The sequence below is a fragment of the Klebsiella sp. WP8-S18-ESBL-06 genome, from assembly GCF_014169755.1.
GTDB classification, from domain to species: domain Bacteria; phylum Pseudomonadota; class Gammaproteobacteria; order Enterobacterales; family Enterobacteriaceae; genus Kluyvera; species Kluyvera ascorbata_B.
The window spans coordinates 3389279-3404897 of record NZ_AP022256.1 but is presented as its reverse complement, the minus strand read 5'-3'; the positions used below and the strand labels follow the sequence as shown (position 1 = coordinate 3404897).

Below are 15619 nucleotides of genomic sequence, written 5' to 3'. Positions count from 1 at the left end.
ATGATCATTATGCTGCTGGTGGTCAATGTCGTTTTGTACGGTGTGCTGATTGGTTTTTTGATTGCGGCGGCGTGAGAGACGCAAAAAAATGCCATGAGCGGTTACACTCATGGCGTGCTTTGTTACCAATGGAAAACAATCAGCGGTTTATCCACTCTGTCGCGGCGACGCCGTTAATCAGTAGCTGACGTTTTTCATTGGCAGGCAGCGTCACCTTCAGCGCCTTCCACGCCGGACGATAATCGCCGCGCGCGTTGACCTTCAGGTCAATGGTACTGCCGGTGCAGACCATTTCCCATTCCAGCCACAGCGCGTTGCCCTGCTGGTATCCCCACGACTCACCGTCATCTTCAAACAGCAGGCCCGTTGAAGAACCCACGCCTTTCACCGGAAATAGCTTCAGCTCGCGCAACGTATCTTCCTCCGCCTTCACGTAGGTAATGCGTTCGCTCAGCGGTAAACCGGCACCGGCGCGAACCAGCAGCGGCAGTTTTTCCAGCGGTGCGTCGAGGGTGAGCCACTGGCCGCCGCTGAACCAGGCACCGGTGTAGAAATCATACCAGCCTGCCTCGTTGTCCGGCAGCCAGACGCGGCGCTCGCGTTCACCGGCTTCCACTACGCTGGCCACCAAAATGTCGCGGCCGAGCAGGAAGTCGTCACACTCTTCAAAGGTCTGCGCGTCGTGCTCGTGGTCGAGGAACGTCGGGCGCAGCATCGGTTCATCGTCGGCGTGCGCCTGCCACATCAGGGTGTAGAAATACGGCAGCAGACGATAGCGCAGCTCAATGGCGCTGCGAATCGCCGGGGTGACGGCTGGGTACATCCACGGCTCGTTAACCGTATGGTCATCGTTCCATGAGTGGATGGTGAAACGCGGATGCATCACGCCGTTCTGCACCCAGCGTACAAACAGCTCCGGGTCCGGTTTATCGCCGGAGAAACCGCCGACATCGTGGCCAAGGTTGTACAGCCCGGACAGGCTCATGCCCAGCCCCATACGGGTGTTGTAGCGCAGGGTGTCCCAGTTGGTGCGGTTATCGCCGCTCCAGGTCTGCACGTAGCGCTGCATCCCGGCGCAGCCGGAACGGGAGATCAGATACGGGCGCTTGTTCGGCGCAAAGCGCTGTTGGGCTTCCATTGAAGCGCGAATCATCAGCAGCGGCATCACCGGGCGAATATGTTTAATGGCAATCTCTTTGCCAAAGCCGTGGCAGCGCGCTTCGCCGTCCCAGACTTCAAACTCGTTGTTATCGTTCCAGGTCGAATCTATACCCATCTCCAGCAGTTGGCTGGTCACGCCGTTCTGCCACCAGGCCACGGTCTGCGGGTTGGTGAAATCGAGGTGTGAGCCTTCGTCGTCCCAGAAGCTGGAGCGTTCCGGACCGTCGCTTTCGGAATCGCGAATAAACAGCGCCTGTTCCGCTACTTCGCCGTAGCGCGGGTGATCCTGTAACAGACACGGCTTAATGTTCGCCGCCAGATGCAGACCGGCATCGTGGAACGCCTGGCTCATCACCTTCGGCTGCGGCACTTTGTCGTCGTTCCAGTTGAACACATAGCGCTTGCCGTTAATCGAGGTATAGCCAGAAGAGAGCTGGAACGAGTCGCACGGAATGGCATGCTCGTCGCACAGGCGAATAAAGTTCATCAGCTGATTCTGCGCGTCCGGCGCATCGGTGTAATGCATGGTGGAACCGCTGTAGCCGAGGCTCCATTTTGGTCCGAACAGCGTTTTACCGGTCAGGCGAACGAAGGCTTTGGTCACGTCGAGCACGCGCTCGCCGGTAAACAGGTAGTAATCGATATCCCCGGCCTCTGCCTGCCAGCGGCGGTAGGCGGTGTGATAGTTATCAATTTCGTTACCGAGATCCAGCCAGCAGCTGCTGAGGTTGTCGTAAAACAGCCCGAAACTCACGTCGTCGCGGCGGGTGATGGTAAACGGAATATGTTTGTACAGCGGGTCGGTGCTGACCGCGTTGTAGCCCATCGCGTCGAGGTTGCGCATTTCGTAGCGCTTGCCGCCACGCTGTAAATCTCCGGCTTTATCGCCGAGGCCATAAAAACGTTCGTCTTTGCGGCGGCTCTGATAGTGCGCCACGCCGTCGCCGTGGGCGTTCACCAGATAGGCGCTGGTGGGACGGTCGTTGACCAGCGGCTGCCACTCGCCCTCGGCGTTGCGGTAATGCCATTCAATCCATAGCGGCTGGTGGACGGTAGCACGTAAGGATTCGGTCGCCACCGTTACGGTGTCGTCCTGCTGGCTCAGCGTCCAGGTCGGCAGGGTAAAGCCGCTGAGATCCTCACGGTCACGCCCTTCCCACGGCACATCCTGCGATGGGGCGATACTCCAGGTGCGATCCAGCGCCAGCTCGCCTTTGCGTTTTAACAGTACGCGGAACAGATTCTCTTCCAGCACGTACAGGCACAGGGTGTGCTGGCCGTCGACCCGCAGCTCGACGTGATGGGTTGACTGTTTTTGCAGGGTCCAGTTTTTCAGCGTTTTCATGTCTACATCCACTCTCAGGCGCGTTTTGCGCGACGTTCAGCAATAAAAGAAACCAGGAAGATGGCGCCAATCAGGTCGAAGAAACCCATGGCGATAAACAGCGGGTTGAAGCCGATTTTGTCGGCGGTCACCCCGATAATCAGGGAAAAGATGAAGCTCGCGATCCACGCGGCGGAGCCACGCATACCGTTCACGGTGGCCATCTGGCCTTTATCGAAAGACTCCACCACCAGCGCGCTCAGCATGCAGGAGATAATCTGGTGGCCGAAACCGCCAATCGACATCAGCACCACGGCGACGATAGGATCTTTAGTGAGCGCGACCACGGCGAGCGAGACCATCAGGAACGCGCCGGTCACGGAGCTTGCCACGGTGGAGTTAACGCGTGAGAAGCCAAACAGACGCACATACAGGCGGGTTAAGTAACCGCTGGCGACGCTACCGAGATCGGCGGCGAGGAAAGGCAGCCAGGCGAACAGGGCGATCTGCTTGAGATCCATGTTGTACTGCTTGGCGAAGTAGAGCGGCATCCAGAAGCTGAATACGGCCCAGGCCGGTTCCGCCATAAAGGCCGGGATCGCGATGCCGTAGAAGCGTTTGTTTTTGCCGACGGTTTTCAGCGCGGTAAGGAACGGCAGCTTGACCGGCGGCGCTTCGTTATCCTGGCGGATATAGTCCAGCTCGGCCTTGCCCAGGTTCGGGTGTTTGTCCGGGTTATGGTAAAACGCCCACCACAGCACGACCCAGGCAAGTGCCAGCAGACCGGTAAACATAAATGCGCCCTGCCAGCCGAAGGAGGCGTGGGCAAAGTAGATGATCGGCGGCGCCAGCATTGCGCCGATAGAAAAGCCTACGCCCGCCCATCCTGCCGCGACCGGGCGCTCGGATTTTGGGAACCACTCGCCAATCGTTTTGGCGTTTGCCGGGGTCGCCGCTGCTTCCGCGCCGCCCATAAAGAAGCGCAGCAGCGCCAGATGTATCCAGTTACCGGCCCCCGCATGCAGCAGACAGGCCAGCGCCCACAGGCTGGCGCAAATCATAAAGCCCAGCTTGAGGCCAATCACATCAATCAGCCAGCCGCACAGCGGCTGGAACAGGGTGTAGGCGATCTGGAAGGCACCGACGATCCAGGAATACTGCTCGGTGGTGATGCCGAGGCTGTCTTTCAGCTCTGGCGCGAGGATCCCCAGCGAGTTACGAGTGATGTAGTTGACGGTAACGCCGAGTAAAAAAAGCACCAGCATCCACCAGCGCAGGTTTTTGACGACGCGGCGGGTTTTACTGGTGGCCATTTCATTATTGATACCCTGACTCATAGGGATCTCCACAGGATGATGTAGGGAACGGTGCGGCAACTATGTGGGAAGCTGTTACACCACTTTTTTAAGGTTTTGATCGTTATTGCTTTTGTTGTTTTTGACTTCCACCGTTCTTGTATGGAAGTTGTTCTACCAATTCACCTTAAGAGACAAAAAAATCCGGGGAAAGCGGGTTTTGTGCACGTTTTTTCATAACAGGCTGATATACATTGCACATACGTATTTCAGCCCATGCAGCATCAGGATTTTCAGTCATGAAAATTCTTTCATTTGCGAATTAGAGGCGGATCACAAAATGGAAAAGAAGCTGAAAATTGCCGAAATCGCCGCGCGAACGGGGCTGTCGGCCAGTACCGTGTCGCGGGTGCTGGCCGGTAAAGCCAACACCAGCGCCCGCGCCCGTGAGCAGGTGCTGGCCTGCGCACGGGATCTGGGGGTAATGGACGGGATGGCGGCAGGCAGAATGCTGCTAAATAGCCTGATTGTGTTCGCGCCGCCGCGTGCGTTTGACGAGCGGTCCGACATCTTTTACTACCGTGTGATCCAGAGCATCAGCAAGGCGCTGTCGCCGCATGAGGTTCGCCTGCGTTACTGTCCGCTGGATGAGAACGATAGCGATCCGGCGCTGTTTCTTTCGCGCATGAACGAACCGGAAACGCAGGCGGCGATCCTGCTTGGTATCGACTCCCCGCATATTCACGATCTGGCCGCCGATCTCGCCAAGCCCTGCGTGCTGATCAACTGTCGCGACGAACGTATGCGCTTGCCCGCCGTCGCCCCGGATCACCGGATGATCGGCGCTTTTGCCGCCCGATACCTGTTTGAGATGGGCCACCGTGAGGTCATGAACGTGATGTGCCTGCGCCGCTACACCATGGAGCAGCGGCTGGCGGGGATTAAAGAGTCGTGGCGGGCGCATAATCTGACGTTTCAGCATGAGCGCGACCTGCTGAATATCAGCAGCTTCAGCGCCAAAGGCGCCGAGGAAAAGGTGGGGGCGTGGCTGGATGCCCGGGGTAACCGTCCGCTACCGACGGCGTTTCTGGTCGGCGGCGATTTTATGGCGGCGGGGACCATCAACGCGCTGCGCCAGCGCGGACTGCGGGTGCCGCAGGATGTTTCGGTCATGAGCATTGACGGTTTTAACCTGGCGGCGATTGAAGATGTCCCGCTGACGGCGGTGCATGTGCCGCGCGATGAGCTGGGCGTTGAAGCGGTGCAGATGCTTCAGCAGCGGCTGATTCGCCCGGACGCGCCGATGGGCTCGTTACTGCTGCACGGCCGTCTGGCGGTGCGCGAGTCGGTACGGCGGGTGCGCCCCGGTAAAGGACACACCGCTGTAGAACGGGAAGGGTTGTACGACAATCAGACGTCGATGCCGAGCGCGCGTTTACCGTAAACATTGAGATCGGCGAGGGTAAAGCGTCCCTGCCACCCGGCCTCGTAGTCTTCGCGCGGGAAGTCGCCCGGCGAGGCACCACGCTCCAGCGCTGCCTTCACCTTGTGGGCGTAGGCGAGGTTTTTCGCGCACATCGGTGCTGCCGGAATATACATCACGTTACCCCAGCCTTGCTGGTTGTCGACCGGTGCCACCGAGTGAATCACGTCGCAGTGCCACCATACTGAATCCCCGGCCTCAATGGCGGGAATGGCGGTCAGCGCGCTGATTAACAGCGGGTGCCACTTCTCCGAGATTGGCAGTACTTTCCCCGGCGCAACGCCGCACAGTTCATCTTCCGGAACGTCATCAAGCAGCGGGCGCAGTAGCACATAAGCCATCGCTTCGGGAATCGGCACCACGTGCAGCAGACCCTGGTCAGGAATCATATCCGACAGCGCCGTCCAGCCCTGGAAGGTGCGGAACACCGAGCATTTGGTGGTGTTATCAACGGTATACTCTTCTACATCGGTACGGTACGCCGCGTTCCACGGATCGTACTGCTCGACGTTGCCGTTAAACACGTTAGCAAACACCTGCTGATAGGCTGGCAGCAGCCAGCGCTCCAGCGCGCCGGAGTCGGTGTGCGCGCCCAAACCTTTCGACGTGGTGCCCGGCGGGCGGCGGCGAATACGGTCCGGGTAGATAACGCTGATATCCGGGTTAAACCACTGCTTACCCTCGCTTTCTACCTGCCACAGGCGGTTAAGGAACGACTGTGCCAGCGCCATCTCTTCGCTCTGGCGCGCCTGCATTTGCGCCTGTGACCAGTAGATCGGGTAGATTTCCGGGCGTGAAGCATCGAGCGAGCCGAAGAAGGTGTCACCAGGCCCTTTGTAGACGTCGTCAAAACGGTTGAGGTCGAGATAGTCGAGCATCGAACGATCCCAGGCCAGCGCCCGTTCGCGCGGGAAATGACCTTTTATCACCGTACAGCCGCGGCGTTTCACCTCGGCGCGCGTGGCTTCGCTGATTTTCCCGGCCGCCAGCGTCTCAAAGGGGATTATTGGCCACACCGGCTGTCCCTGCGCCTTCAATGCGTTAATTTCCGCTACCCGGGCCTCAATTGTGGCACTCAGGCGGTCGAAGACGGCCTGCACGTCGCCAATCTGCGCGCGCAGCGTCTGCTTCATCTGACGAATGGCCGACGTGGGATCGGCAGGGAGCGTTTCGTGGGTAAAGGTAACCGTCATATCAACCTCGCAATCTTTCGTTCGAAAGCAAAATGCATTACAGGTGATACTTTAAGTTAAAAATAAGTTAATGCAAGTTTAAATTTTAGAGGGTGTGACCGGACGAGTAGGCCTGATGGCGGCTTCGCCTTATCAGGCCTACAAAGGGAGAAAATCAGAAGGGGGCATTGCCGTCCAGCACGGCCTGGATCACGTTCAGCGCGCCGTCGTGGTTATTGTCATCGGTACGATAGCCAGCAATCGCTTTTATGCTATCGACGGCGTTATCCATCGCAAAGGCATATTTTACCAGCTTGAGCATTTCCGCATCGTTACCGCTGTCGCCGATGGCCACGCATTGCTGCGGGGAGCACTGCCAGCGCTTCAGCAGGCGGCTGATGCCGTTGGCTTTATGCAGCCCCGGAATAATCAGATCGACGAAGCCAAAGCCGCTGGTAACCGGCTTCATAATACCGTCGAGAGAGACGTGCAGCTTATCGACCAGCTCGGGAATATCGCTGTCCGGTAGATTGAGCGAGAACTTAAAAATTTTGTCGTCAACGGCGTGGAAGTCGGCCACGCGCTGGAGGCGATAGTAGTGTTTTGACATGAGCTCAACCAGCGCTTGCGGCGCACGGTCGCTGATATAGGCGCTTTCCAGGCCGCAGGCGACAAAGTGCATCTGCGGGTCTTTTAACAGTTCGCCAAGCACCGCCTGGTACTCATGACGCGTCAGCTCGCCGTGGAAAAGCTGCTGCCCGTGCTCGTATACCAGCGCGCCGTTTTCGGCGACATAGGAGATGCAGTCGCGAATTTCCGGGAAAAAGGTAATTAATTGATAGTACTGGTTGCCGCTGGCGACAACGAATTCAATGCCACGCTGTTGAAGCTGTTCAAACTGCGCCAGAAACCGCGAACGGTCGTAGGTCTTGGCGTCATTAAGAAAAGTTCCGTCCATATCAGTGACGATAACTTTAACGGTCATGCGGGATGCTCCTGGGGTAACTTCGGCCAGAAACAATTTAATTACAATGTGAGCTAAAGCACAAATTTATTTCATTTGAAAGTGGGGATGGTGCGCGGTGAACTCTGAATCCTGAACCCGTCCATCTCCCTGAAAGGGAATTTCCTAGCGGTATACGGCGTCGATGACGCTCAGCTCCTGATAACACTTCAACCATCTTATTATTCTGATTGGAGTTAAACATTGGTCTAAGGTTACCTCTTATTTTAAGAGAGACGACGTGTCTGGTGATCCATGAGACGAGTCTACGATGATATTCGCTGCGCCACTTGTCGAGATTGTCCTGCACATTTTCCAGTGACAGGAACCAGTGAATGTTCAGGCATGCATCTTGCCAACTGCTGTTACATGACTCAATAAATGACGGCTTTCCGTGGAGTGAGAAGTCCATCGTGACACCGTGCTCATGCCCCCTTTTATCCAGACTTTTTGAGATAAACTTGCCGCCGTTACCCGTCTGGATATGTACCGGCAGACGCTTATCCAGCGCCTGGGCTCCGGTCTCTTAGTTAAAAGAAAGTCTCCATTTGTATCCCAAAGCTCCATTCACCGCCGGCGGTGAAATCTTTCTGGCCTAAGGTGTCGTGCTTGCTGTAGTTATCCAGCGCTTTATCCCAGTCCATCCAGGTGGCAAAAAGGCGTATCTCAGGACGACTGAAGAACGGCGAAATATTATCGGCGCGGAAGGTTGGCGCAAACGTCAGCTTGTAAAAATTGCCGCGAACCTTCTGGTAGTCCTGATAACCATTGGGATCCAGATCCATATACTGCCAGGTGGCTTCATACGCCAGTACGAAGTTGGTGGTGAGGTTCTGCATCAACCGCCCATTAAGTGTCAGCCAGCGATAGTCATCGTTTTTGACGTAACGGTTGCGGCTGGATTGCGCCAGGATTGAGGGCGCAAAGTCCCAGTCAGGCGCCAGATTTACGATGCCATAGCTGGCGAAACGCGCAGTGGTCGCCTCGGCAAGCAACGCCGGATCCGTACCGATATTCTTGACCTCCGCGCCCAGCCCATGTCCCACGGAAAGTGCGCTTCTGGATTCCCCGGCGGCGAGGCCGTAAAAGCTGTCTGTCTTATAACCTAGCAGCCCCATATAGCCTCTGCTGGCCGCATTGAAGACCTTAATGCCATTCAGCGTTTCGCGGTCGTTGTTATCTTTTGCCTCCATACCGCTGAGAAGTATCTGGACCGGGCCAATGTAGTTGTTGGCGGTCAGAATATAGTTCTGGACGTCGTTATTGATGACGTCTACGTCGCCGAAACTACGGCCAATAAAGGAGAAGTTACTCCGCGCATTGTCGCTCCAGCGAATGTCATAAATGCCGCCGCCGGTACCATTGAGTGCCATGATTTTCGAGTCCAGCCAGGGAATTTCGTAGTTATCGCGGTCAACGCGTTTCCCGGCCCAGAGCGTGGTGTCTTTAAACGCGCCGGTAAAGCTCGGCAGCGAGGCGATCTCCGCAAACGCCTGGCTCACGTTGAGCGTGCTGGACTCGGCGGTCCAGTCGTTATAGCTCTTTTGCTGGTCCGCAATCATGGTCATAAAGCGCGTGGTGGCACCGTTATCCAGACGCTGTTTTTTCTCCAGGTAGACTTCAACATAGGTGTCTGGCTCATTGCCCAGGCGTCCGACGGCCCCGCCGGTCTGTCCCGCGGGGGTCAGGTATGGCCCCCCCTGCGCATGGCGGGCGTTTTGCGAGGTCATCAACCCGGAACGGGCGTAGCCGTGCAGCTCAAAATAGCCGTTATCGTCCGGCGTATTTTTCTCAATTTTTTGGGTTCGTTGATCGAGATCTTTGGCTATTTTTTGCGTTTTCTCCATGTCCTGAATATTCTGCCGCAGCTGCTGGCGTAGGGAAGGTGCGAATAAGCAGGTCATTTCTTCCCAAGCTGACTCGCTGATTAAAATTTCGCGGATCTGGGCCGATTTTTTTCCCGCAAACAATCGAATCAGCCTATTTAGGCTATTTTTTCCACCATTTCTGGCGTTATTTCCGGTTTTTACTGAGATCTCTCCCACTGACGTATCATTTGGTCCACCCGAAACAGGTTGGCCAGGGTGAATAACATCGCCAGTTGGTTATCGTTTTTCAGCAGCCCCTTGTATCTGGCTTTCACGAAGCCGAACTGCCGCTTGATGATGCGAAACGGGTGCTCCACCTTGGCACGGATGCTGGCTTTCATGTATTCGATGTTGATGGCCGTTTTGTTCTTGCGCGGATGCTGCTTCAAGGTTTTTACCCTGCCGGGACGCTCGGCGATCAGCCAGTCCACATCCACCTCGGCCAGCTCCTCGCGCTGTGGCGCTCCTTGGTAGCCGGCATCGGCTGAGACAAATTGCTCCTCTCCATGAAGCAGATTACCCAGCTGATTGAGGTCATGCTCGTTGGCCGCGGTGGTGACTAGGCTGTGGGTCAGGCCACTCTTGGCATCGACACCAATGTGGGCCTTCATGCCAAAGTGCCACTGATTGCCTTTCTTGGTCTGATGCATCTCCGGATCGCGTTGCTGCTCTTTGTTCTTGGTAGAGCTGGGTGCCTCAATGATGGTGGCATCCACCAAAGTGCCTTGGGTCATCATGACGCCTGCTTCGGCCAGCCAGCGATTGATGGTCTTGAACAATTGACGGGCCAGTTGATGCTGCTCGAGCAGGTGGCGGAAATTCATGATGGTGGTGCGATCCGGCAGGGCGCTATCCAGGGATAATCGGGCAAACAGGCGCATGGAGGCGATTTCGTACAGGGCATCTTCCATGGCACCGTCGCTCAGGTTGTACCAATGCTGCATGCAGTGAATACGCAGCATGGTCTCCAGCGGATAGGGCCGTCGGCCATTGCCCGCCTTGGGATAAAACGGCTCGATGACAGCGGTCATATTCTGCCATGGCAGAATATGCTCCATGCGGGAGAGGAAAATCTCTTTTCGGGTCTGACGGCGCTTAGTGCTGAATTCACTATCGGCGAAGGTGAGTTGATGGCTCATGATGTCCCTCTGGGATGCGCTCCGGATGAATATGATGATCTCATATCAGGAACTTGTTCGCACCTTCCCCAGTTCAGCAGGTTGTCAGCGGCAAGGAGCTGATCTGCGCGGATACACAGATCGATGACCCATCCCTCCTGCGCGGCGGCCAACAGTCCGGCCCGATAGTCTGCATCGTAAAAGCGCTCAAGCGGCTCATTTTGTAGCGAACGGCGAATGCCAACGACTAATGGCCATTCCCGGAGCTGGCGTAGAAAAGGGCGTACTGCCTCGCCGTGTTCCAGCGGTGCGCAGGCGACAATCCCGGCCAGGACGATAGGGCTGTGTTCCGCTATCCGGTGAAGCCAGATAACCTCTTCGAGAGCCTGGTCGATAAGGCAATCCGCCTGAACAACAATCGCCATGTCCGGCGCGCCGTCAACGTTGGCCAGCTGTTCGGGAAGATACGGCTGGTTTAGCGCCGGCAGATCGTTGAGCCACGGGTAAGATAAACACTGTGGGTTCCACAGATGGAGGTGGCTATCTATCAGCGTCATTTTTGGGCTTTGCCTCCGTTTCCTGGCAGCATGTCCCAGCCAATATTCAGCACTGGTGCCATCAGCGCATCAATTTTGCCCATTAATTCCGGGTCGAGCGGCTGCGTGCTCCAGCGAATATTGTCCAGCATATTTTCTGCACTGGCGGTGCCAATCACGGTGGTGGCAATACCGTTTTGCGCTGCGGTAGTTAAGGCAAACTGCAGGGCTGCCTGGGCAATATTGACGCCATTGCGGTCACACAGTGCCGTGACCGCGCGGCACACTCGCTGCACATCGGTGTGCGCTGGGTGCCACTGCGGCGCGCCGTCACGGGTCAGTAATCCCATTGCCAGCGGGGACGCGTTCAACACCCCGATTCCCGCCTGATTAAGCCGACGAGCGACGTCGCCTAAACGACGATCCTGCAACGTCCAGGTGCAATAGGCCATCACCGTGTCGACCTGCTGCTCAGTGGCGATACGCTCGAGCAAATCCAGCGTATACCCGGTGATCCCAATGTGGCCCACCACGCCGTCTTGTTGCAAAGCACGCAGCGTCGGCAGCGCTTCATCAATCAGCTGTGACAGGTCGCCATATTCAATATCGTGGCATTGGATTACGTCGATATGGTCAGTTCCCAGGCGAGAGAGACTCTCATCAATACTGCGCAGGGTGGCTTCGCGGGAAAAATTCCACTGGCTATCACCGTAGCGGCCCACTTTGGTTGCCAGCGTATAGTGCTTTCTTGGTACACCTTTTAACGCTGCGCCAAGCGCCGTTTCTGCTTTTGTTAGCCCGTAGTAGGGCGCAACATCGAAATAGTTCACCCCGTGGGCCAGCGCGGTTTCGACGGTTTCATTGGCCTGCTGCTGTGAGACCGGGTGATAGATGCTGCCGAGTGACGCTGCCCCCATGGACAGTACCGGAACCTGAATACCGGTTTTGCCTAACATGACTGTTTTCATTTTTTGTCTGCTCCCGAACGTAATGTGTCGTTCTCGGTGGTGCGCAGAGATAGCCGTAATCCGGCCCGCTCTGGGCGGACGTGTGGGCCCTGTGCGACAGTCCAGCTCCCTTCCGCATGCGGTTTTGCCAGCGCTGCTTCATCCAGTGAAATCCCCAGCCCCGGGGCATTGCCCAGCACAATGCCGCCATTTTCAATGCGCTGGTCGACGCTCACCCCGGTGGGGAAAGTGAGATCCTGAACTTCGCAACTCAGATGGTTGGCAATGGCCGCTGCGGCGTGTGCGACCGGGTTGGTGTTGTAACCGACCGGGCTGACGGGCAGGCTAAAGGCCTGCGCCAGATTTGCGACGCGCAGAAAGTGGGTTATTCCCCAGCACATACCGGCCTGTAAAACGTCCACGGCGCGTTCGCGTATCAGCGGTTCAAATTGTTCAATGCCGGTCAGGTTCTCCCCAGTGGCAACCGCGCAGTGAACCTGCTGACGGACGGCGGCGTGGCCTGCGGCATCCCAGCGTCTTACCGGCTCTTCTATCCAGCTCAGATCGAGCGCTCGCTCAAGACGCGAGACGTAGCGCACCGCCTGTTTGGCGCTCATGGATTCGTTGACGTCAATCATCACCGAAGGGGCGGCGGTGTTACGGCGATACACGTCGCGCACCGCCAGTAAACGCTCCAGATCCTGCTCGACGTCCAGGCCGCCTTTCAGTTTGAACGCGGTAAACCCGCGCTCGGCGAAACGTTGGTGTAGCGCGACCAGTTCGTCAAGGGAGAGCGGATAATCGAGCCCGGAAGCATAGCCCGGTACAAAAGCCTGTCTGGCCCCCAGATGCCGCCACAGCGGTTCATTGGCGATCTTTGCTTTTAAATCCCACAGCGCCATATCGACGACGCCGATGGCCCCAAAGACGCTACCTGCATGGCCGCTTTTAAATACCCAGGACAGCATGCGGTCATAGAGCGCGGTAACCGCGCGGGGATCTTCGCCTTCAATGGCCGGGAAGATACGCTCGATATCGGCATGGCCTCCCGGCGCGATACCACAGATGCCTTCGTCAGTTTCCAGCACCAGAAAACGGATTTCGGTGACGCCGGAGATCAGGCTACCGTTGATATCGCCGATCGGCCTACCCCAGTTATGCAGCGCTTTGAGCGTGCGCCAGCCGGTGATTTTCATGCTTCAGACTCCTGGTATTGGGTACTGGCCGTTTTGGCCGTCTGGCGCATATCGATCACCATTCTCCCTTGGATTGCGCCGCGTTCCATCTCGTTAAAAATATCGTTGATTTCATCCAGACGACGGGCCTGAACGACCGGATGTACGCGTCCTGCCAGCGCATGATCGAAAGCTTCCGCCAGATCCTGACGTGTACCGACCAGGCTGCCGACGATTTCGATGCCGTCCAGCACGGTTTTGACAATGTTCAGGTCGAGATCGCCCGCCGGGACGGCAACGCAGACCACGCGGCCTCCGGCTCGTACGCTGTTGACCGCCTGGTTGAAGGCCGAGCGTGCGACGGCCACCACCACTGCGGCATGCGCGCCGCCTGCGGTCAGCTCGTTGATGCGAGCTGGGACGTCTTCCTCCCGCGCATTGATGGTGTACTCCGCACCGGATTCGCGCGCGAGCTGGAGTTTGTCGTCCTGGATATCAATGGCAATCACGCGGGCATTAAAAACGTTGCGTGCAAACTGAATGGCCATGTTGCCGAGCCCGCCAGCGCCCCAGACCGCGACCCATTGCCCAGGACGTACCGTGGAGACTTTTATCGCTTTATAGGTTGTCACCCCGGCGCAGGTAATGCTGCTGGCAATGAGCGAGTCGAGCCCCTCTGGCACCTTCACGGCGTAATCGGCTTTCACGATGCACTGCTCTGCCATCGCGCCATCGACGCTGTAACCAGCATTTTTGACCTTGCGGCAAAACGTTTCACGACCGCTGACGCAGTACTCGCAAACGCCGCATCCTTCATAAAACCACGCGACGCTGACGCGATCGCCAATGCGCAGGCTGGTCACATCGCCAGCGATCGCGCGCACGATGCCAATCCCTTCGTGCCCCGGAATACGACCGGGAACGGGGCCGAAATCGCCCTGCACGACGTGCAAATCGGTGTGACAAACGCCGCAGCATTCCACTTCGACCAGCGCTTCACCGGCTTTGAGATCCCGGAGCGCTATCTTTTTGATCTCGACTTTTCCGGGGTGGCGCTGGCTAACAACGGCTGCTTTCATAATGATTCCTGTTAGTTGAGTTCCGGAACGACGTTGTCCAGAATGCGCTGGCGTCGGGCAACGTAGGCCGGCAGCGGGGCAACACCGGAGGCGTCGGTAAACCAGGCAAACGGATCGGTGCTGGCGACGAGCGCAAAATTAGCCCACGGGTTAAACGAACCCGAGCGAATGATGACTTTGGCCTGCTGCGCTAGCTGCTGGCACAGCGTTTCATGGCTGGCTTCGCGGAATTCGGCGCCGGAGCCGGTATAAACCGCCTGAAGGTCGCGGTAGAGCTGCGGGTTGCAATCACGCACTTCGCTGGCGAAGTGGACTTCTTCGACGAAGATCTCTTCGCGCAGCACCTGCAGGATGGTCATGACGTCGATGTTTCCCGGCCAGAAGCCCAGGTCGATGCGGTGGGCATTCGCCGGGATTGGAAAGCCCGCGTCGGTTACCAGAACAATGTCGGTGTGGCCCAGGGTCGCCAGCGCGCCCGCCAGCTCAGGATGCTGAATTCGTCCGGTTCTCATCGTGCGTGCTCCTCGGTTGTTGCCTGTGTCTGTAGGAAGGCTTCAACGTCGGCACGCGTGTGGTATGACGGCACGGTTTCCCAGGCGGTGCAGCACAATGCGGCGGTGGCGTTGGCAAATAAAACGGCATCGTGAAGCGACTGATTTTCATCAAGAGCGGTCGCCAGCGCCGCATTAAAGCTGTCACCTGCGCCGTTGCTGTCGACCACCTCAACCCGACAAGGGGCAACCTCGAGGGTTTCGTCGCGGGAGTAGACCGCCGACCCTGCATCGCCCAGTGTCATTACGACGTAGCGGCAGCCGGTATCTAACAGCAGATCGGCGATTTCCCGGTTACTACGCGGATCGTCCGGCGGCAGCCCCAGGGCGACGCGGGCTTCGGTTTCATTCGGGGTTAGGTAGTCGATGGCGCTTAAATCAAGCTGACGCAGATCCTGGGCGGGCGCCGGATTCAGGATGGTGGTTTTCCCCAGACTATGGGCGCGACGCAAGCCGTACAGCGCGGTTTCCAGCGGAATTTCCAGTTGGGCCAGGGCAACATTGCACTCAGCTAAGGAGGCAATGGCTTCATCAACGCGAGCTGGGGTAAAGAGTTTGTTGGCCCCCATATCCACCACGATGATATTTCGCGCCTCGCGATCTTTGACGATCAACCCGGCGCCGGTCGGCAACTCTTGGGTGATGCTCAGCGCCTGGATATCAATGCCTTCATCCTGCATTAAACCGACGAACTCATAGCCAAATGCATCATCACCGACAACGCCCGCATAGGCGACATCTGCACCTAAGCGTGCGGCCTGCACCGCCATGTCCGAGCCTTTTCCGCCCCAGGTCTGGCGAAAATCGCGGCCAATCAGCGTTTCGCCTGCCAGTGGGATACGATCGGTGGTCATCACTAACGCTTTTGCATAACTACCGAGAATAAATACACTCATCACATACTCCA

The 15619-nt window shown here is 57.3% G+C and carries 14 protein-coding genes; 1 reads left to right on the top strand and 13 read right to left on the bottom strand.

All coding sequences use genetic code 11. From position 1 onward, the window contains the following. Positions 1 to 139 precede the first annotated feature (139 nt). Entirely contained in the window at positions 140 to 2506 is a 2367-nt protein-coding gene (locus H7R76_RS16275) for a glycoside hydrolase family 31 protein (RefSeq protein WP_182965832.1), read from the bottom strand. Positions 2507 to 2520: 14 nt separating this feature from the next. Next, complete coding sequence (locus H7R76_RS16270) at positions 2521 to 3822, bottom strand: MFS transporter (RefSeq protein WP_106924551.1); 1302 nt, start codon at positions 3820 to 3822, stop codon at positions 2521 to 2523. Between the two features lie 298 nt (positions 3823 to 4120). Here H7R76_RS16270 and H7R76_RS16265 point away from each other — a divergent pair, with 298 nt between their 5' ends. Next, complete coding sequence (locus H7R76_RS16265) at positions 4121 to 5224, top strand: LacI family DNA-binding transcriptional regulator (protein WP_106924550.1); 1104 nt, start codon at positions 4121 to 4123, stop codon at positions 5222 to 5224. On the opposite strand, the gene H7R76_RS16260 is transcribed toward H7R76_RS16265, so the two are convergent. From H7R76_RS16260 to H7R76_RS16210, 11 genes are all read right to left on the bottom strand, one after another. Then, positions 5191 to 6456 carry a DUF1479 domain-containing protein gene (locus H7R76_RS16260; protein WP_182965830.1) on the bottom strand — a complete coding sequence of 422 codons (1266 nt, stop codon included), beginning with the start codon at positions 6454 to 6456 and terminating at the stop codon, positions 5191 to 5193. The genes H7R76_RS16265 and H7R76_RS16260 overlap by 34 nt on opposite strands. A gap of 154 nt (positions 6457 to 6610) precedes the next feature. After that, a complete protein-coding gene (locus H7R76_RS16255; protein WP_106924548.1) occupies positions 6611 to 7420 on the bottom strand; it encodes a Cof-type HAD-IIB family hydrolase in 810 nt (269 codons plus the stop codon). 37 nt (positions 7421 to 7457) lie between these two features. Next, positions 7458 to 7850, bottom strand: a complete 393-nt coding sequence (locus H7R76_RS16250) for an integrase core domain-containing protein (RefSeq protein ID WP_106924547.1) — start codon at positions 7848 to 7850, stop codon at positions 7458 to 7460. A gap of 118 nt (positions 7851 to 7968) precedes the next feature. Next, on the bottom strand, positions 7969 to 9342 hold the full coding sequence (locus tag H7R76_RS16245; protein ID WP_182965828.1) for a carbohydrate porin: 1374 nt from the start codon (positions 9340 to 9342) through the stop codon (positions 7969 to 7971). A 122-nt stretch (positions 9343 to 9464) separates the two neighbouring features. Beyond that, on the bottom strand, positions 9465 to 10445 hold the full coding sequence (locus tag H7R76_RS16240; protein ID WP_068815383.1) for an IS5-like element ISKpn26 family transposase: 981 nt from the start codon (positions 10443 to 10445) through the stop codon (positions 9465 to 9467). Beyond that, the gene (locus tag H7R76_RS16235; protein WP_182965826.1) at positions 10442 to 10981 is read right to left on the bottom strand and encodes an amidohydrolase family protein; all 540 of its coding nucleotides are present in this window, start codon (positions 10979 to 10981) and stop codon (positions 10442 to 10444) included. The genes H7R76_RS16240 and H7R76_RS16235 overlap by 4 nt, the downstream gene beginning before the upstream one ends. Continuing rightward, positions 10978 to 11928, bottom strand: a complete 951-nt coding sequence (locus tag H7R76_RS16230) for an aldo/keto reductase (RefSeq protein ID WP_182965824.1) — start codon at positions 11926 to 11928, stop codon at positions 10978 to 10980. Before H7R76_RS16230 ends, H7R76_RS16235 begins: the two co-directional genes overlap by 4 nt. After that, the gene (locus H7R76_RS16225; protein ID WP_182965822.1) at positions 11925 to 13103 is read right to left on the bottom strand and encodes a mandelate racemase/muconate lactonizing enzyme family protein; all 1179 of its coding nucleotides are present in this window, start codon (positions 13101 to 13103) and stop codon (positions 11925 to 11927) included. Before H7R76_RS16225 ends, H7R76_RS16230 begins: the two co-directional genes overlap by 4 nt. After that, positions 13100 to 14161, bottom strand: coding sequence for an alcohol dehydrogenase AdhP (gene adhP / locus H7R76_RS16220; RefSeq protein WP_106924538.1), 1062 nt, complete (start codon positions 14159 to 14161; stop codon positions 13100 to 13102). The genes H7R76_RS16225 and adhP overlap by 4 nt, the downstream gene beginning before the upstream one ends. 11 nt (positions 14162 to 14172) lie before the next feature. Next, positions 14173 to 14673, bottom strand: a complete 501-nt coding sequence (gene rbsD / locus H7R76_RS16215; protein WP_182965820.1) for a D-ribose pyranase — start codon at positions 14671 to 14673, stop codon at positions 14173 to 14175. Next, a complete protein-coding gene (locus tag H7R76_RS16210; RefSeq protein ID WP_182929236.1) occupies positions 14670 to 15608 on the bottom strand; it encodes a ribokinase in 939 nt (312 codons plus the stop codon). The genes rbsD and H7R76_RS16210 overlap by 4 nt, the downstream gene beginning before the upstream one ends. Positions 15609 to 15619: the final 11 nt, after the last annotated feature.